Source organism: Allofournierella sp. CML151 (genome assembly GCF_027853465.1).
GTDB lineage: Bacteria > Bacillota > Clostridia > Oscillospirales > Ruminococcaceae > Allofournierella.
The window spans coordinates 33984-52212 of the sequence record NZ_JAPNNW010000020.1; the positions used below are offsets into that span (position 1 = coordinate 33984).

The following is an 18229-nucleotide window of genomic DNA, read 5'->3' on the forward strand; positions in this document are numbered from 1 at the left end:
GTTATGGAGGAAGAAAAATGCCTAGAGCAAAACAGTCTATGGATGGCAACACCGCTGCCGCTCACGTAGCGTATGCGTTCAGCGAAGTTGCTGCTATCTACCCCATCACCCCGTCTAGCCCCATGGCCGACTACGTGGACCAGTGGTCCGCTGCCGGCCGCAAGAACATCTTCGGTACCCAGGTTAAGGTAATGGAGATGCAGTCCGAGGCCGGCGCCGCCGGTGCCGTACACGGCAGCCTGGCTGCCGGTGCTATGACCACCACCTTCACCGCTTCTCAGGGCCTGCTGCTGATGATCCCCAACATGTACAAGATCGCCGGCGAGCTGCTGCCCAGCGTGTTCCACGTGTCTGCCCGTTGTGTGGCCAGCCACGCTCTGAACATCTTTGGTGATCACAGCGACGTTTACGCCTGCCGTCAGACCGGTTTCGCCATGCTGGCCGAGACCAATCCTCAGGAAGTTATGGACCTGGCCGCTGTAGCCCACCTGGCTGCCATCGAGGGCCGCGTTCCCTTCATCAACTTCTTCGACGGCTTCCGTACCTCCCACGAGATCCAGAAGATCGAGAAGTGGGACTACGCCGATCTGGCTGAGATGGTCAACTGGGACGCCATCAACGAGTTCCGCGCTCACGCTCTGAACCCCGAGCATCCCTCCATGCGCGGTTCTCACGAGAACGGCGACATCTTCTTCCAGCATCGTGAGGCCTGCAACAAGTACTACGACGCTCTGCCCGCTGTGGTTGAGAAGTACATGGCCAAGGTCAACGAGAAGCTGGGCACCGATTACCAGCTGTTCAACTACTACGGTGCTCCCGATGCCGAGCGCGTGATCGTAGCCATGGGCTCCATCTGCGACGTGGCCGAGGAAGTTATCGATTACCTGACCGCCAAGGGCGAGAAGGTCGGCCTGGTAAAGGTTCGCCTGTACCGTCCCTTCGTTGCTGAGAAGCTGCTGGCTGCCATCCCCGCTACCGCGAAGAAGATCGCTGTGCTGGATCGCACCAAGGAGCCCGGCAGCCTGGGCGAGCCCCTGTACCTGGATGTTGTTGCTGCTCTGCGTGAGGCTGGCAACACCGCTACCGTTGTGGGCGGCCGTTACGGTCTGGGTTCCAAGGATACTCCTCCTTCCAGCGTGTTCGCCGTATACGACGAGCTGGCTAAGGACGCTCCCAAGGCCCGCTTCACTCTGGGCATCGTGGACGACGTGACCAACCTGAGCCTGGAAGAGAAGCCCGCTCCCAACACCGCTGCAGAAGGCACCAAGGAGTGCAAGTTCTGGGGTCTGGGCGGCGACGGCACCGTTGGTGCGAACAAGAACAGCACCAAGATCATCGGTGACCACACCGACAAGTACATCCAGGCTTACTTCCAGTACGACTCCAAGAAGACCGGCGGCGTGACCATCAGCCACCTGCGCTTCGGCGACAAGCCCATCAAGAGCCCCTACTACATCAACAAGGCTGACTTCGTGGCCTGCCACAACCCCAGCTACGTTGTTAAGGGCTACAAGATGGTTCAGGACGTAAAGCCCGGCGGCGTATTCATGATCAACTGCCAGTGGAGCGACGAAGAGCTGGCTCATCATATGCCCGCTGAGTCCAAGCGCTACATTGCCAACAACAACATCCAGCTGTACACCATCAACGCCATCGACAAGGCTGTTGAGATCGGTCTGGGCAAGCGCACCAACACCATCCTGCAGTCTGCCTTCTTCGCTCTGGCCGGTGTTCTGCCCCGCGAGGATGCTATCAAGTACATGAAGCAGGCCGCTGAGAAGACCTTCGCCAAGAAGGGCCAGGCCATCGTTGAGATGAACTGGAAGGCCATCGACGCCGGCTTCGACGCTTACCACAAGGTTGAGGTTCCCGCTGACTGGGCCAACGCTGTGGACGAGGCCAGCGACGTTCAGCTGACCGGCAACGCCGACACCGTGAAGATGGTTAAGAACATCATGGAGCCCGTTGCCAAGATGGACGGTGACAGCCTGCCTGTTTCCGCTTTCGTGGATTACGTGGACGGCCAGTTCGCTCAGGGCGCTGCCGCTTACGAGAAGCGCGGTGTTGCCGTGATGGTTCCCGAGTGGAATCCCGACAACTGCATCCAGTGCAACCAGTGTGCTTACGTTTGCCCCCATGCCACCATCCGTCCCTTCGCTCTGACCGACGAGGAAGTTGCTAACGCTCCCGAGGCTCTGAAGAGCAAGAAGATGACCGGCAAGGGCTGCGAGAACTACAAGTTCGCCATGACCGTTTCTCCTCTGGACTGCATGGGCTGCGGCGTTTGCGTAAACGTCTGCCCCGCTCCCACCAAGGCTCTGACCATGGTGCCTCAGGAGAGCCAGGCCGCTCAGCAGGATGTGTTCAACTACTGTGTTGAGAACATCCGCAAGAAGGACGGCATGATGGCTGAGACCACCGTGAAGGGCAGCCAGTTCAACCAGCCCCTGCTGGAGTTCTCCGGCAGCTGCGCAGGCTGTGCTGAGACCGCTTACGGCCGTCTGATCACCCAGCTGTTCGGCGAGCGTATGTACATCTCCAACGCTACCGGTTGTTCCTCCATCTGGGGCGGCCCCGCTGCTACCTCTCCGTACACCACCAACAAGGAGTCCGGCTTCGGTCCCGCTTGGGCCAACAGCCTGTTCGAGGACAACGCCGAGCACGGTCTGGGCATGTACCTGGGCCAGAAGGTGATCCGTGAGTCTCTGGCTGCCAAGCTGCATGAGCTGGCTGAGGCTACCACCAACGCTGACAAGAAGGCTGCCATCGAAGAGTACTTCGCCACCTACGAGGACGGCAAGGCTAACGCCGAAGCCACCAAGAAGCTGGTTGCTCTGCTGGAGGCTGACGCCGATTGCCAGTACAGCAAGGAGATCCTGCCCAAGAAGAACTACCTCTCCAAGAAGAGCGTATGGATCTTCGGCGGTGACGGCTGGGCTTACGACATCGGCTTCGGCGGTCTGGACCACGTGCTGGCTTCCGGTGAGGACGTCAACGTAATGGTCTTCGACACCGAGGTTTACTCCAACACCGGCGGACAGGCTTCCAAGGCCAGCCAGATCGGTCAGGTTGCTCAGTTCGCAGCCGCCGGTAAGGCCATCGGCAAGAAGAGCCTGAGCGAGATCGCTATGAGCTACGGCTACGTTTACGTTGCTCAGATCGCCATGGGCGCCGACATGAACCAGACCATCAAGGCTCTGACTGAGGCCGAGAGCTACCATGGTCCTTCTCTGGTCATCGGCTACGCTCCCTGTGAGATGCACGGTGTTAAGGGCGGTATGACCAACTGCCAGGCCGAGATGAAGAAGGCCGTGGCTGCTGGCTACTGGAATATGTTCCGCTTCGATCCTCGCAAGAAGGCCGAAGGCAAGAACCCCTTCACCCTGGACTCCAAGCCCGCTACTGCGGATTACAAGGAGTTCATCTCCGGCGAGACCCGTTACAGCCGCCTGAAGCTGGCCTTCCCCGAGCGTGCTGAAGAGCTGTTCGACCTGGCCGACAAGAAGGCGAAGGAGCGCTACGCTTACCTGCAGAAGCTGGTTAAGCTGTACTCCACCGAGGAGTAATCCTCCCCGCAAGGGTCACGGCATGATATGCTGAACCTGCGCCCCCGCACTGTGCGCACAGTGCGGGGGCGCTTTTTGTTGCTTTTCCCATCTTTTTACAAAAGAATTTTTGCCTTTTGGCCCGGTTTCGGCTATAATAAAAGTAGGAAAAGATAACGGCTTTTTGAGCAAAGCGTTTGAGCAAAGCGTTGTTGTGAAAAAAGCCGTTTTTGTTTTATCCGGCGCCGGGGGCTTCCAGCCTGTTTCCGCGCCGGCTCGAAGGAGGAAATCAGTGTGGCGGAAAAACGCAAGGAATTCTTGATGGATGTGCTCTTTGAGACAGTGGGCAGCATCCTGTTTGGCGTGGGTGTATACACCTTTGCGGCAAAGGGCGGCTTCGCACCCGGCGGACTTTCGGGCCTGGCGCTGATCATTAACTTTCTTACCGGGTTGCCCATCGGTACCATGACCCTGGTGCTCAATATCCCCATCATCCTGTGTACCTTCCGTATTCTGGGCCGGCGGTTCTTTATGAAGAGCCTGCGCACCATGATCATCAGTACCATCATCATCGACGGCATTTTGCCCCTCTTCCCTGTTTATGACAGCAACCGGCTGCTGGCTGCGGTATTCAGCGGCATCTTGATGGGGGCGGGTCTGGCTATTATTTATATGCGCAACTCCTCCACCGGCGGCGCGGATTTCCTGATCCATGCTGCCAAGCGCAAGGCACCCCATTTCAGCTTCGGACAGATCAGCATGATTATGGATGCGGTCATCATCTTTCTGGGCGTGCCCGCCTTCGGCGATATCGATTCGGCACTGTACGGCATGATTTCAGTGTTTGCCCTCACCATCGTGATGGATAAGATCATGTACGGTGCAGGCAGCGGCAAGCTGGCCATGATCATTACCGATTACGGCCGGGAGGTGGCAAAGGAGATCGACCGGGCGGTGGAGCGCGGCGCCACACTGGTGGATGTGACCGGAAGCTATTCCGGCACCAAAAAGGATATGGTTCTGTGTGCCTGCTCCAACAACGAGGTATTCAAGGTGCGCCAGGCGGCGCATCGGGTGGACCCCCGGGCCATGGTGATGATCTGTGAGGCGAACGAGGTCTTCGGCGAGGGTTTCCACGCGCTGGAAGAAAAGCACTGAGAAAGCGTGAAAGACAAAAAATAAAGACGAATGTTCCCTTTTTTCCAGGGATACAGGCTGCCGTTCCACTGGGGATGGCAGCCTCTTTTTTTCGCAGGGAAAAAATCCCTTTTCTGCTCGAAATTGCGCGAAAAATCCATTCCATAAGACCGGAAAGTGAATTTTCATCAAAAAATAAACAGAGTTTTCCCCACTGGTTATACGAAGAGTTTTTCGAGGAGATGTTGAAAAGTATGTTGAAAGTGTTTAAAACCCTGTGAAAAGCCCTGAGTTTTCAACAAAACGGGTGGAAAACACCGTTAAGTTCAACGTTTCGTTGAATAATCGAGAAAGGAATGTTGGGATCTCGGTGGAAAACGTTGAAAACTTTTCAACGGGTGTTCATACAACAAAAACAAATCATTCGCCTCAAAAGGCTTTTCAAATGGATTATTTTCTGGTAAAGTAAACGAAACTGAGCAAAAAGGAGCGTGCTGCGCATGAATTGGCTTTATAAATTGGAGCGGCGCTTTGGCCGTTTCGGTATTCCGAATCTGATGCTGTATGTGGCAGCCGGTCAGGCAATTGTCTGGCTGGTGATCATGTTTGCATATTATCCGCTGTATTTCCTTTTGTCCCTGAATCGGTCCGGGTTGTTTGCGGGGCAGGTGTGGCGGCTGGTGAGCTTTGTGTTCCTGCCTCCGCTGACCACCAACCCCATCTATGTGGCGCTGGAGATCTATCTGCTGTACTGGTTGGGTTCCGCACTGGAGCGAACCTGGGGAAGCTTTAAGTTCACGGTTTATTTCCTGCTCGGTATAGTGGGTGCCTGGCTGGGCTGTCTGATCACCGGTTCCGCCGGCAATACGGCACTGTACTATTCCTTGTTCTTCGCCTTTGCCTACCTTTATCCGGAAACCCAGCTGCTGCTGTTCTTTGTGGTGCCGGTCAAGGTGAAATGGCTGGGCTGGATTTCGGCGGTGCTGTATCTGCTTCAGTGGATTGTTGCGCCTCTTGGCCAGAAGCTGGCCATGCTGGCGGGTCTTCTGGGCTTCTGGATCTTCTTCGGCAAGGGCGGCATCGGCCGGCTGCGCCAGAAGGTCACTGATTACCGCCGCCGTAAGGCCTGGCAGAATCAGTGGAGGCAATAAAAGCGGCAAAAACTGCGGCTGCTTTTCTGGCAATTTGAAGACTTGCGTGCTATAATGAAAGAAACGGGCCCATATTTTATGCGCCGGGCGGAACCACTGCCCAAACAAACCGTGCGGGCCTGCCGAAAGGGGAACTGCTGTTATGAAAATGATCACTGCCATTGTAAATAAAGAGGACTCCAAGAACGTTTGTAACGAGCTCATCAAGGCTGGTTTTTCCGTTACCCGTTTGTCCACCACCGGCGGATTTCTGATGGCGGGGAATATGACCCTGATGATCGGTACCGACGATGAGAAGGTGGATGAGTGCATCGGCCTGATCTCCAAGTGCTGCAAGCAGCGCACCGAGGTTGTGCCCAGCACCGCCAGCTACGGCATCGGCGTGGCCACTGCTTACCCGCTGCAGGTCACCGTGGGCGGCGCCACCGTCTTTGTGACCAACGTGGAGCGCTTTGAGAAGCTGTGATGCTGGATGCGTTTCGGGGCAACCAGGCCCTGAAAGAAAGTTTGCAGGCCGCCCTGCGCGCAGGGCGGCTTTCTCATAGTGTTTTGCTGTGCGGCGAGGCGGGCTGCGGTTCCGGTTTCGCCGCCCGATGCCTGGCCGCTGACTACCTCTACCCCGAGGGAGGCCCGCAGGCAAATGCGGTGATGGAGGGCCGGGCTGCCGAATGCATCGAGGTGCGGGGCGAGGGTGCTTCCGGTGAGATCCGCATCGACGCGGTGCGCCAGGTGCGCCGCAAGGTGTTCGAGACCGCGCTGTCCGCCAACGGGCGAGCGGTGATTTTTTACGGCGCCCAGAAGATGAATGCCTCCAGTGCGAACGCGCTGCTGAAGGTGCTGGAGGAGCCCCCGGAAGGGGTGCTGTTCGTGCTCACTGCCACCAGTGCGGCGGCAGTGCTGCCTACCATCCGCAGCCGGTGCGCCATCTACCCCATCGCCCCGGTCACCCGGCAGGAATGCGTGGCGTGGCTGAGGGAGAATTGCCCGGACTGCAAGGACCCGGAGCTGCTGGCTGCGGTGTATGACGGCCACATCGGCCGGGCCGCCGCTGCCGCCCGGGAGCCTCAGGCTGCCCAGAGCTTTGAAACTGCCTGCCAGCTGGCTCAGGCGGTGGCAAAGGGCGACCGCTACCGGCTGATGCAGCTTCTGGCCGGATACGAAAAGGATAAGCCCGCCACGGCCCGGCTGCTGGCGGATCTGGCCAGCGTGGCCGCCGCCGAGCTGGCGGGAGCCGGACGCTTCGGCATGAGCGCCCATCAGGCGGCACGTACCGCCAGCCAGTGCGGCGAGGCACTGCAGAATATGAACCGCAACCTGAACCAGAAACTGCTGCTCACCCTGCTGGCGGCGCGCATCGCCCGGTGAGCCCTTCCCTACCCTTTTGAACCTTTTGCCCAAACCAAAGCCGCAGGCAAAAGACGTGACACCATCCGCCCGGCGCGGCAGGGCAAAGTGAGAAACAAACTATGAAAAAAGTGATCTCCGTTCGTTTTAAAGCAGGCGGAAAGGCCTACTATTTTGACCCGGCGGATCTGGATGTGCAGACCGGCGACCATGTGATCGTGGAGACTGCCCGCGGCATCGAGTGCGGCGAGGTGGTGGCCGGTCCCAAGGAGATTCCGGACAGCCAGGTGGTGCGGGAGCTGAAAACCGTCAAGCGCATGGCCGACGCGGTGGACATCCGCCGCATGGAGAAGAACCGGGCGGACGAAAAGACCGCCTTTGAGATCTGCACCCAGCGCATTGCCGCCCACAAGCTGGAGATGAAGCTGGTGGAGGCCGAGTACAATCTGGACCGCACCAAGATCGTATTTTATTTCACGGCGGATGGCCGCATCGACTTCCGGGATCTGGTCAAGGACCTGGCGGGCGTGTTCCACACCCGCATCGAGCTGCGCCAGATCGGTGTGCGTGACGAGAGCAAGATGCTGGGTGGTCTGGGCATCTGCGGCCAGCCCTTCTGCTGCAGCCGGTTTTTGAAGGATTTCCAGCCGGTGAGCATCAAAATGGCCAAGGAGCAGGGCCTGAGCCTGAATCCCACCAAGATCAGCGGCAGCTGCGGCCGCCTTATGTGCTGCCTTGCCTACGAGCAGAAGGCCTATGAGTATCTGAACAGCATCACCCCCATGAACGGCAGTGTGGTGCGCACCCCGGAATTCGAGGGTGTTGTGGTGGAGGCGAACCCGGTGAGCGGCATGCTCAAGGTGCGTCCGCTGAACGAATCGCTGGCGCCCAAGTATTTCCGGCGCAGTGAATGCGTCTACCTGCGGGGCGGAAAACGGGCCCCCAAGGCTCCCGACCCGGACCAGGAGTGAGACGGAAATCCAGGCCAACCACTTGAACTTTTGCAAATTTATGCTACAATAAACCCAAGAAAGAGTTCGCTCTTTCAGGGCCGCGCTGCATTCTCTGCACGGATGGGGCGCATCGCGCCTGTGGAAAAAAGTGCAGAGATAAAGGAGAGATGAAACATGGCTTACTCTATCAACGATTCTTGCGTTTCTTGCGGCACCTGTGCCGGCGAGTGCCCTGTCAGCGCTATCAGCGAGGGCGACGGCAAGTACGTGATCGACGCTGACAGCTGCATTTCCTGCGGCACCTGCGCCGGCGCTTGCCCTGTTGGTGCGATCGAAGAGGGCTAATCTGCTCTTTTTGCACTGGCAAAGAACAAAAAGTGGCGTGGCTTTTCGGCCCGCCGCTTTTTTGTTGTGGGCCATGTTTTTCAAGGCAGGGGGAAGCCGGTTTCGTGTGTCATTCCGGCCGCCATTCCCTCTATTTTTGTTTCAGGGAGCGTTTTTCTATGGCACATTCCGCCGAAACTTTGTATAATGGGACCAAGGTGTTTATCAGTGAGAACCATCGCTTCGGAACCGATGCCATGCTGCTGTCCGGCTTTTGCCGGCCCCGGCGGGCGGAACGGGCGGTGGATCTTTGCAGTGGCTGCGGTATTGTGGCGCTGCGCTGGCATGACCTTGGCCACCGGGGCGAATGCCTTTCGGTGGAGCTGGACGCCGAGGGTACCGGCCTGCTGGAGCAGGCGGTGGCGGCCCAGCCGGAATGTGATCACATCCGCCCGCTGAACCGGGATCTGAACGAGCTGGCGGCGGACGGCGGTTACCATCTGGTGGCGGCTAATCCCCCCTACTTCACCGGAGGCTACGTGAGCCCGGAGGCTGCACGGGCCACTGCCCGCCATGAGGGCGGCTGTACGCTGGAGCAGGTGGCGGCCGCTGCGGCACGCCTGCTGCGGGACGGCGGGCGCTTTGCCATGTGCAACCGGCCGGAGCATCTGGCCCGCACCTGCTGCATCCTGAGCGCCGCGGGGCTGGAGCCCAAGCGGCTGGTGTTCGCCAAGCAGACACCGAAGGATGCCCCCTGGCTGTTTTTGCTGGAAGCACAGAAAAACCGAAAACCCGGCTTACGGTATGAGCCGGATATCTATATGGCCGACGAGACCGGCCGCCCCAGCCTGCAGCTGCAGGCCATCTACCGGCAGGGCATGTGACCGCCCTGTCCAGAGCAACCCAAGGAGGAGCCAGTTATGGCCGGAACACTGTATATCGTGGCAACGCCCATCGGTAACCTGAACGACATGACCCCCCGCGCCGCCGCCACCTTCGGCAGCGTGGATTTTGTTGCCGCTGAGGATACCCGCGTCACGCTGAAGCTGCTCAATCACCTGGGGCTAAAGAAGCCGCTGGTGAGCTACTACGAGCACAATACAAAGGAAAAGGGCCAGTATATTCTGGACCGGATTGCGGCCGGCGAAAGCTGTGCGTTGTGCAGCGACGCGGGCATGCCTGCCATCTCGGACCCGGGCGAGGAGATCGTGCGGGACGCGCTGGCGCAGGGGATTCCGGTGGTGCCGGTCCCGGCGGCCTCTGCCTGCGTTACGGCGCTGGCTGTCTCCGGGCAGGATACCAGCCGCTTTGTGTTTGAGGGCTTTTTGCCGGTGGCGGCAAAGCCCCGCAAGCAGCGGCTGGAAAGCCTGGTGGGCGAGACGCGCACCATGATTTTTTATGAAGCCCCTCATAAATTAAAGGGCACGCTGGAGGATCTGGAAAAGACCTTCGGCGGGCAGCGAAGCATCACTCTGACCCGGGAGCTGACCAAGCTGCATGAGGAGATCCGCAAAACCACGCTGGCCGAGGCCTGCGCATACTACCGGGACAATGCACCCCGGGGCGAGTATGTGCTGGTGGTGGCGGGCGGCGAAGCCGTTACTGCCCCTCAGGAGCAGATTACGCTGGAGCAGGCCGCTCAGGCCGCCCGCAGGCTGATGGAGCAGGGAATGCCTCCCAGCGCGGCGGCAAAGCAGGCCGCCCAGGGTACGGCCTTTTCCAAAAGCCAGGTCTATCGCCTGCTGATCAAGGAGGATGCGGAATGAAAGAGATTCTGATTTTATCCGACAGCCACGGCTGTTATCCGCTGGTACAGAAAGCGGTGGAGGCTCATCCCCATGCGAAAGGCATCATCTTTCTGGGCGATGGCCTGAAGGACATCGAGCGCCTGCAGACGGAGGGCTGCAGCCTGCCGGTCTATTCGGTGCGGGGCAACTGTGATTTTTCCTCGCTGTACCCGGCGGAGGCCTTGGAGGTGTTTGAACACAACCTGGTCTTCTTCTGCCATGGCCACCACTATGGGGTCAAGTATACGCTGGATGACTACGCCCGGGCGGTGAAGGACCGGGGGGCGGCCATTGGCCTGTTCGGCCACACGCACCTGCCCACGCTGGAACAGCGAGATGGCGTGACCCTGTTCAACCCGGGCAGCATCGGAGCGCCCCGTTTCGGCGGGCCCAGCTATGGTATTCTGGAGCTGTATGAGAATGGAGAATTCAATCTCCAGCACAAGGAACTGATCATATGGTAAGCGCTCCCCTGTTTGTTCCCGAGACGGACAGCACCAACAGCTGGTGCCGCCGGCAACTGGACCGGCTTTCGGATGGGTTTGCAGTGTATACCACCTGTCAGACCGCAGGGCGTGGCCGACGCGGCCGGGCCTGGGCCAACGCGCCGGGCCAGGGTCTGTATTATACGGTGGTGTGCAGAAGGCCTATGGCAGACCCGGCGGCGCTTCCGCTGGCGGCCAGTCTGGCGGCGGCGCAGGCGCTGGAGGAACAGCTGGGGGTGTGCTGCCAGGTAAAATGGCCCAATGACCTGATCTGGCAGGGAAAAAAGCTGGGCGGCATTCTGTGTGAGGCAGCGCAGGGGGCGATTCTCTGCGGCATCGGGATCAATCTGATGCAGGATGCAGCGTATTTTACCCAAAACGGACTGACGCATGGGGTCTCGGCGGCGCAGATCCTGGGGCATATGCCGGATGCGGATACACCGGAACGGCTGGCGCAGGCAATGAGCAAGATCTTTGCCGAAGGCCTGGAGAGCTTTTACCAGCAAGGGTTTGCAGCGGTGCGGGAGGAATATCTGGCCCGTTGCGCCAATCTGGGCCGCAGGGTAAGCTTTGATGGCGGTGAAGGCCGGGCGGTGGACGTGGACGAAGCGGGCCGCCTGGTGGTGGATACTGACGGAGGAACACAGGCGGTATTCACCGGAGAGGTGACTGTGCAGGGCATCTACGGCGCAAAATGACAGAAAATAAAAAGACAGCCCATGGATGGGCAGCAAAAAGAGATGCTGCTCATCCATGGGCTGTTTTGTTTTTTATATGGTATTGCTGCCGGGCAAACAAAAGGGTGCTTGGCGGTCGTTGCTGAGGAAAACCGGGTGTGAAAAGATGAACGTATCCGTTTCGGCCACCGGTCGGGTAGACAAAAAGGGTGCTGACGGTCATTGCTGAGGAAAACCGGGTGCGAAAAGATGAACGTATCCGTTTCGGCCACCGGTCGGGTAGACAAAAAGGGTGCTGACGGCCATTGCTGAGGAAAACCGGGTGCGAAAAGATGAATGTATCCGTTCCGGCCACCGGTCGGGTAGACAAAAAAAGGGTGCTGGCGGCCATCGCTGAGGAAAACCGGGTGCGCAAGGGTGAGCGTATCCGTTCCGATTACCGGTCGGGTAGATAAAAAATGCCCCTCCGTGCTTGCGGACCACGGAGGGGTGTAAGGGGTATCGCTTTGGTGTGAGGAGGAATCATGTACAGAACATCGGTTGCGGCTCCGCTGTTCTGTAATTCTTAGTATACCCACAAGTTGCGGAAGAAGTTTTAAAGCACTATGAACATTTTGTAAATTGCAAAGCAGACAAAATTTGGACAAAAATAAGCCGGTGTGCGCTGCACACCGGCTGAAATGCAAGTATGAATTACTTGGCACTGAGCGCGGCAGCCACCGGCTCCACTTCCACCTTTTTATCCTCTTCAAAATGAACAGACTTTAAGTAGGTGGAGAACTGCTCGATGGTGTAATGCCCGCAGGACCGGGGCAGCGCCAGCTGAGTCTTTTTACCGGTAAACACCACAACGGTCTCCACCGGAACATTTTTGATCTTGGCCTCAAACAGAGCTTGCCGTACTGCACGGGCACTCTGCTCGGCCCGCTTCAGGGGATTGGCGAAGGTCCGGCGCTGGCCGTTCATCTCCTGCACCCATTCCGCATCGGAAGCCTGGCCGTAGATGGTTCCGCCGTATCCCAGGCATTTCACACCCAGAACGCCGAACCAGCCCACCAGCAGGGCATCCAGATCTGCACTGGCCTTGGAATTCTCAATGTGAACCGGCTCCACCACACGGAACTCGTTGGTGGCCGCATACCGGCGCAGCTGCCGCAGCACCGCCTCGGCGTTTTCGTGCTCGTCGTCCGGGATAGGTCCGGTCTTGGCGGCCTTTTCGGTTTTGCGCGCGGGGCTCAGCAGGTACACGGCAACGCCGAAGATGACAATTACCACCACTACCGCCGCGATCTGAATGATCAGTTCAGGGGTCATGATCGAAACACTCCTTTTTCATGGCGCGGTGCGCCCGCGCCTGATTTGCATCAGAATATTTCTATTGTAACAAAGGCGCGCCCTAATTGCAACGGCTCCCCTGCCCCGGCGGATGGGAGAGCAAACACCGGAAGAAATAAAAAGCTGCGGGCTGTTTCGCCCGCAGCCGATCTTTACGCCGAGCACCCTTTCGGGTTCGAATCCCCGGAAAGTTTGGTGAAAAACAAAAGAACCCGCAAGCTTTTCAGCTTGCAGGTTCTGATGGTGCGCTGGAAGGAATTTGGCAGGGCTTTCCCCAGAGGGAAATCCCTGCGGCGCTTGAAGCGTAGCTTCTGCGCCGCAGCCCGGCTAAAAACCTGCCACTGGCAGGTTTTCTTCACGCCGAGCACCCTTTCGGGTTCGAATCCCCGGAAAGGCTGGTGAAAACAAAAGAACCCGCAAGCTTTTCAGCTTGCAGGTTCTGATGGTGCGCTGGAAGGGATTTGGCAGGGCTTTCCCCAGAGGGAAACCCCTGCGGCGCTTGAAGCGTAGCTTCTGCGCGCAGCCCGGCTAAAAACCTGCCACCGGCAGGTTTTCTTCACGCCGAGCACCCTTTCGGGTTCGAATCCCCGGAAAGATCGGTGAAAACAAAAGAACCCGCAAGCTCTTCAGCTTGCAGGTTCTGATGGTGCGCTGGAAGGGATTCGAACCCCTGACCTTCTGATTCGTAGTCAGACACTCTATCCAACTGAGCTACCAGCGCATCTCGTTTGCAACCGTCTTGTGCGGTGCAAGAAATATATTATCAGATTCCCTTTCGATTGTCAACGCTTTTTTCAAATTTTTTTGAATTTTTTTTGCGGGTCCCAATTTGCCCCTTTTTCGGCCGTTCAGTCACCGATCAAAAGGCGTGTTCCTACCGCAGTAAAAACAAAGTGCCTGGCCTTAGCCGGCGGGCCTTTTCTGGCTTCCTTGGGCATGCACCCCTTGAAAAGGGGTGAAAATTCGGATTTTCACCTTTTTTTCACACTTTTTCCTTGTTTGTTTGCAGAGGAAGTGTTGTCAGTAAGCAAACAGCTGTGATTTTGTGCAGAATGAAAAAATATGTATTCCAAGCGCATACAAATTCTGCGCTTATGCTACTATACTAAAGACAAAAAGATATACAGCGGCTGGGAAAATGGCCTTGGAATGGGAAAAGAAGGCTCGTTTTTCAAAGAAATGCAGCGAAAATTTGAAAAAGAGCGTTGACAAATTTAGCGGGATAAAGTAGTATATATTTTGTATCTGTGTACGCGCAGTTCCCAATACCGTCAAACAAACAGCACGGCGTTCTCAGCAAACGCACAGTGAAAAAGCTGTGCGGCGGGGGCGCTTGTTTTTGAGAGACGGTCAGTTCTGCGCGTATTTTGATTCGAGCGTTTACCCGCAGCGCGCGGGCAAAGGTTAAAGATGATAAGGAGTGAAAGAGATGGTAAAATACGCCATCAAGCGCATCGCCATGGGTCTTCTGAGCCTGTTCATCGTGGCGACCCTCACCTTTTTCCTCATGCAGGCCGTTCCCGGCGGTCCCTTCATGTCGGAAAAAGCCATCAGCGCACAGGCTATGGCCGCGCTGGAAGCAAAATACGGCCTGGATCAGCCGGTCCTGGTGCAGTACAAGAACTACCTGGTCAACGCCCTGCATGGTGACTTCGGTCCCAGCCTGAAGCAGCGCGGCCGTGACGTGAGCGACATTATCGCCACCAAGTTCCCGGTTTCCGCCAGCCTGGGCGGCACCGCTGTGGTGGTTGCTCTGGTCGTGGGTATCCCCATGGGCTGTCTGGCTGCCTACCATCGCGGCAAGTGGGCCGATAACCTGATCATTTTCTTTGCCACCTGCGGCATCGCGGTACCCAGCTTCGTTACCAGCTCGGTACTGATCTATACATTTGGTTCAAAGCTCAAGCTATTGCCAACGATCGGCCTGGATTCGCCGGCTTCTTATATTATGCCGGTGACCGCTCTGGCCTTCTACCCCACTGCCTATATCGCCCGTCTGATGCGTTCCAGCCTGCTGGACGTTATGGGCCAGGATTACATGCGTACCGCCCGTGCCAAGGGTGTGTCCGGCTTCAAGACCCTGTTCAAGCATGCCCTGCGTAACGCCATCCTGCCGGTTGTTACCTATGTTGGTCCCATGCTGGCCGGTCTGCTGGTTGGTTCCTTCGTTGTGGAAAAGATCTTCACCATCCCCGGTCTGGGCCGTGAGTTCGTTTCCGCCATCACCAACCGCGACTACATGATGATCATGGGCACCACCATCTTCCTGGCTGCTCTGGTCATCGCCATCAACGTGGTTGTTGATATCCTGTACAAGATCATCGACCCGCGCATCAAGCTGAAGTAAGGAGGATACAGAAAAAATGGATATGCAAAAGAATCCTTTGAGCTTTCAGCTGGACCTGAAGCCGGAAGATTTTCTGCCCGCCTCCAAGGATGAGCAGGAAAGCCTGGTGGTCATGCGCGAAAGCGTGAGCTTCTGGAAGGACGGCATGCGCCGTTTCCGCAAAAACAAGATCGCTATGGTCAGCCTGGTGGTCATCCTTATCATCATGTTCTGCGCCTTCATCGTGCCCATGTTCTACCCCTACAGCTATGAGCAGCAGGTACGCGGCAGCGAGAACCTGGCTCCCATGGAGTATTCCGCCCAGGAGCTGGAGCGCATCGCCGCCGGCGAGAGCGTGTTCCCCCACATTGCAGGCACCGACAAGCTGGGCCGTGACTACGCCATCCGTCTGATGATCGGCGCCCGGATCAGCCTGCTGGTTGGTATCGTGGCCAGCGCCATGATTCTGGTCATCGGTTCCATCTACGGCTCCATCTCCGCCTTCTTCGGCGGCTGGGTGGATATGATCATGATGCGTATCACCGATATCATCTACACCATTCCTGACATTCTGCTGATTATTCTGCTGGGTTTTGCCTTGAAGGCTCCTCTGGATACCCTGGCAAACGCCCCCGGTTTCGGCTGGCTGCAGACTCTGGGCCCCAACCTGGTCAGCATCTTCATCGTGTTTGCGCTGCTGTACTGGGTCAGCATGGCCCGTATCGTGCGCAGCCAGATCCTGACCCTGAAGGAGGCGGAGTATGTCACCGCCGCCCGGGCTCTGGGCGCCTCCAATGGCCGCATTATCAAAAAGCACCTGCTCACCAACTGCATCGGTACTCTGATCGTTACCACTACCCTGCAGATCCCCTCGTCCATCTTCACCGAGAGCTTCATGAGCTTCCTGGGCATGGGCGTTGCGGTTCCCCTGCCCAGTCTGGGCAGCCTGGCCACTGATGCGCTGAAGGGTATGAACACCTATCCTCACCTGTTGTTCCTGCCTGCGATCATCATCAGTGTGATCATCCTGAGCTTCAACCTGCTGGGCGACGGCCTGCGTGACGCCTTCGACCCGAAGCTGAAAAACTAACGAAAGGAGAAGCGAACCATGAGTGATCTTTTGCTTGATATCAAAAACGAACGCCTCTCCTTCTTCACCCCCGCGGGCGAGGTGAAGGCGCTGAACAACGTGTCCTTCTCCATGAAGCAGGGCGAGGTTCTGGGCATCGTGGGTGAGTCTGGTTCCGGTAAGTCTGTTACCGCCTACTCTCTGATGGGCCTGACCGCCTACCCCGGCAAGCTGATCGGCGGCGAGATCCGTTTTAACGGCCACGAAGTGGAAAAGATGACCGAGAAGGAATTCCGCAAGATGCGCGGCGAAGAGGTCTCCATCATCTTCCAGGACCCCATGACCAGCCTGAACCCGGTGTACACCATCGGTAACCAGATCGTGGAAATGGTGCGCCTGCATACCAATAAGGACAAGAAGGCTGCCTACGCCCGTGCCAAGGAGCTGCTGGAGCTGGTGGGCATCAACGAGCCCGAACGCCGCCTGAAGCAGTATCCGCACGAGCTGTCCGGCGGTATGCGCCAGCGTGTTATGATCGCCATTGCTCTGGCCTGTGAGCCCAAGCTGCTCATCGCCGACGAGCCCACCACCGCTCTGGACGTGACCATCCAGGCCCAGATTCTGGAGCTGATGATGGAACTGCGTAAAAAGCTGGGCATGAGCATCATCATGATCACCCACGACCTGGGCGTTGTGGCCAGCATGTGCGAGAAGATTGCTGTTATGTACGCCGGTAAGATTGTTGAGTACGGCACCACCGACGAAATCTTCTACAATCCCAAGCACGAATACACCAAGGGCCTGATTAACTCCATCCCCAAGCTGAACCAGAAGGAGAAGGAGCGTCTGGTGCCCATCGAAGGCAGCCCCGTGGACCTGCTGAATCCTCCTGCCGGCTGCCCCTTTGCGCCCCGCTGCAAGAGCTGCATGAAGATCTGCCTGCGTCAGATGCCCCCGCGCACTGACCTGAGCGATACCCATTACACCCAGTGCTGGCTGCTGCAGAAGGCCGAGTTTGAAGGCAAAGGAGGAAAAGCTGAATGAGCGAGCAGAAAAAACTGGTTGAGGTCCAGCACCTCCAGCAGTACTTCAACGCAGGCGGCTTCGGCAAGAAGCGCCGCTACGTCCAGGCTGTGGACGACGTGAGCTTTTTCATCAACAAGGGCGAGACCCTGGGTCTGGTAGGTGAGTCCGGCTGCGGCAAGACCACCACCGGCCGTACCCTGCTGCGCCTGTACGAGCCCACCGACGGTCGTATCATCTATGACGGTCAGGTGATCTACGACTCCGGCAAGCTGCCCGATTCCGAGAAGAAGATCGCGGTGGACATGCTGCCCTACCGCCGTAAGATGCAGATCGTGTTCCAGGACCCCTATGCTTCCCTGGACCCCCGCATGACCATCGGCGACATCGTGGGCGAGGCCATCGACATCCACAAGCTGGCCGAGAACGATAAGGACCGCCATGACCGCATCATCAGCATGCTGCAGCGCGTGGGCCTGAACTCTGAGCACGCCAACCGCTATCCGCACGAGTTTTCCGGCGGCCAGCGTCAGCGCGTGGGCATTGCCCGTGCCCTGGCGGTGAACCCCGAGTTCATCGTGTGTGACGAGCCTGTTTCTGCTCTGGACGTTTCCATCCAGGCGCAGGTGGTCAACATGTTTGAGGACCTGCAGAGCGAGATGGGCCTGACCTATCTGTTCATTGCCCACGATCTGAGCATCGTGAAGCACATTTCCAACCGCATCGGCGTTATGTACCTGGGCAAGCTGGTGGAGCTGGCCGACAGCTACGAGCTGACCTTCCACAGCGTGCATCCCTACACCCGCAGCCTGATCTCTGCTATTCCCATCGCGGACCCCAAGACCGCCCGGGAATCCAAGCGTATCGTGCTGGAGGGCGATGTGCCCAGCCCGCTGAATCCCCCTTCCGGCTGCCGCTTCCGCACCCGCTGCCCCTATGCAGATGAGCAGTGCGCCTGCGAGGTGCCCGAGTTCAAGGAGGTTTCCTCCGGCCACTGGGCTGCCTGCCACCACCTGGATCGGGTGAAATAATTGCGCTTTTAAGAATCCCCACCGCATTTGCGGTGGGGATTT

Annotated in this window: 18 protein-coding genes and 1 tRNA gene; 17 read left to right on the plus strand and 2 right to left on the minus strand. The window is 57.9% G+C overall.

The genetic code is table 11. The features are described from left to right. Positions 1-17: 17 nt before the first annotated feature. The 12 genes from nifJ to PH256_RS12670 all read left to right on the plus strand — a co-directional run bounded on the left by nifJ (position 18) and on the right by PH256_RS12670 (position 11858). Positions 18-3566, plus strand: coding sequence for a pyruvate:ferredoxin (flavodoxin) oxidoreductase (gene nifJ / locus PH256_RS12615; protein WP_087184707.1), 3549 nt, complete (start codon positions 18-20; stop codon positions 3564-3566). Positions 3567-3839: 273 nt separating this feature from the next. Continuing rightward, positions 3840-4703: a YitT family protein gene (locus PH256_RS12620; protein WP_242956167.1), complete on the plus strand. Its 864-nt coding sequence runs from the start codon at positions 3840-3842 to the stop codon at positions 4701-4703. Between the two features lie 479 nt (positions 4704-5182). Further along, positions 5183-5833, plus strand: a complete 651-nt coding sequence (locus tag PH256_RS12625; RefSeq protein ID WP_087184708.1) for a rhomboid family intramembrane serine protease — start codon at positions 5183-5185, stop codon at positions 5831-5833. A gap of 142 nt (positions 5834-5975) precedes the next feature. Then, entirely contained in the window at positions 5976-6299 is a 324-nt protein-coding gene (locus PH256_RS12630; RefSeq protein ID WP_058963416.1) for a cyclic-di-AMP receptor, read from the plus strand. Then, entirely contained in the window at positions 6299-7198 is a 900-nt protein-coding gene (locus tag PH256_RS12635; protein ID WP_087184709.1) for a hypothetical protein, read from the plus strand. The genes PH256_RS12630 and PH256_RS12635 overlap by 1 nt, the downstream gene beginning before the upstream one ends. Before the next feature lie 101 nt (positions 7199-7299). Then, positions 7300-8148, plus strand: coding sequence for a PSP1 domain-containing protein (locus tag PH256_RS12640; RefSeq protein WP_087184710.1), 849 nt, complete (start codon positions 7300-7302; stop codon positions 8146-8148). A gap of 156 nt (positions 8149-8304) precedes the next feature. Continuing rightward, complete coding sequence (locus PH256_RS12645) at positions 8305-8475, plus strand: DUF362 domain-containing protein (protein WP_058963413.1); 171 nt, start codon at positions 8305-8307, stop codon at positions 8473-8475. 158 nt (positions 8476-8633) lie between these two features. Next, entirely contained in the window at positions 8634-9338 is a 705-nt protein-coding gene (locus PH256_RS12650) for a tRNA1(Val) (adenine(37)-N6)-methyltransferase (RefSeq protein WP_087184711.1), read from the plus strand. Between the two features lie 36 nt (positions 9339-9374). Continuing rightward, the gene (gene rsmI, locus PH256_RS12655; RefSeq protein ID WP_270914467.1) at positions 9375-10220 is read left to right on the plus strand and encodes a 16S rRNA (cytidine(1402)-2'-O)-methyltransferase; all 846 of its coding nucleotides are present in this window, start codon (positions 9375-9377) and stop codon (positions 10218-10220) included. After that, complete coding sequence (locus PH256_RS12660) at positions 10217-10705, plus strand: metallophosphoesterase family protein (RefSeq protein WP_087184713.1); 489 nt, start codon at positions 10217-10219, stop codon at positions 10703-10705. Before rsmI ends, PH256_RS12660 begins: the two co-directional genes overlap by 4 nt. Further along, positions 10699-11424 (plus strand): biotin--[acetyl-CoA-carboxylase] ligase, encoded by a 726-nt coding sequence (locus tag PH256_RS12665; RefSeq protein WP_270914468.1) that lies wholly within the window; start codon positions 10699-10701, stop codon positions 11422-11424. Before PH256_RS12660 ends, PH256_RS12665 begins: the two co-directional genes overlap by 7 nt. 311 nt (positions 11425-11735) lie before the next feature. Beyond that, a complete protein-coding gene (locus PH256_RS12670; RefSeq protein ID WP_270914469.1) occupies positions 11736-11858 on the plus strand; it encodes a hypothetical protein in 123 nt (40 codons plus the stop codon). 238 nt (positions 11859-12096) lie between these two features. On the opposite strand, the gene PH256_RS12675 is transcribed toward PH256_RS12670, so the two are convergent. Both PH256_RS12675 and PH256_RS12680 read right to left on the minus strand, forming a co-directional pair. After that, positions 12097-12717, minus strand: coding sequence for a nuclease-related domain-containing protein (locus PH256_RS12675; protein ID WP_087184716.1), 621 nt, complete (start codon positions 12715-12717; stop codon positions 12097-12099). A 665-nt stretch (positions 12718-13382) separates the two neighbouring features. Beyond that, positions 13383-13459 (minus strand) — tRNA-Arg (locus PH256_RS12680). 341 nt (positions 13460-13800) lie between these two features. Here PH256_RS12680 and PH256_RS12685 point away from each other — a divergent pair. From PH256_RS12685 to PH256_RS12705, 5 genes are all read left to right on the plus strand, one after another. Next, positions 13801-13947, plus strand: coding sequence for a hypothetical protein (locus PH256_RS12685; RefSeq protein ID WP_270914470.1), 147 nt, complete (start codon positions 13801-13803; stop codon positions 13945-13947). 220 nt (positions 13948-14167) lie between these two features. Then, entirely contained in the window at positions 14168-15085 is a 918-nt protein-coding gene (locus PH256_RS12690) for an ABC transporter permease (RefSeq protein ID WP_087181362.1), read from the plus strand. Positions 15086-15107: 22 nt separating this feature from the next. Continuing rightward, positions 15108-16154: an ABC transporter permease gene (locus tag PH256_RS12695; protein ID WP_087184722.1), complete on the plus strand. Its 1047-nt coding sequence runs from the start codon at positions 15108-15110 to the stop codon at positions 16152-16154. 18 nt (positions 16155-16172) lie between these two features. After that, positions 16173-17177, plus strand: coding sequence for an ABC transporter ATP-binding protein (locus tag PH256_RS12700; RefSeq protein WP_087184717.1), 1005 nt, complete (start codon positions 16173-16175; stop codon positions 17175-17177). Beyond that, the gene (locus PH256_RS12705; RefSeq protein ID WP_087184718.1) at positions 17174-18187 is read left to right on the plus strand and encodes an ABC transporter ATP-binding protein; all 1014 of its coding nucleotides are present in this window, start codon (positions 17174-17176) and stop codon (positions 18185-18187) included. Before PH256_RS12700 ends, PH256_RS12705 begins: the two co-directional genes overlap by 4 nt. The last annotated feature ends 42 nt before the right edge of the window (positions 18188-18229 follow it).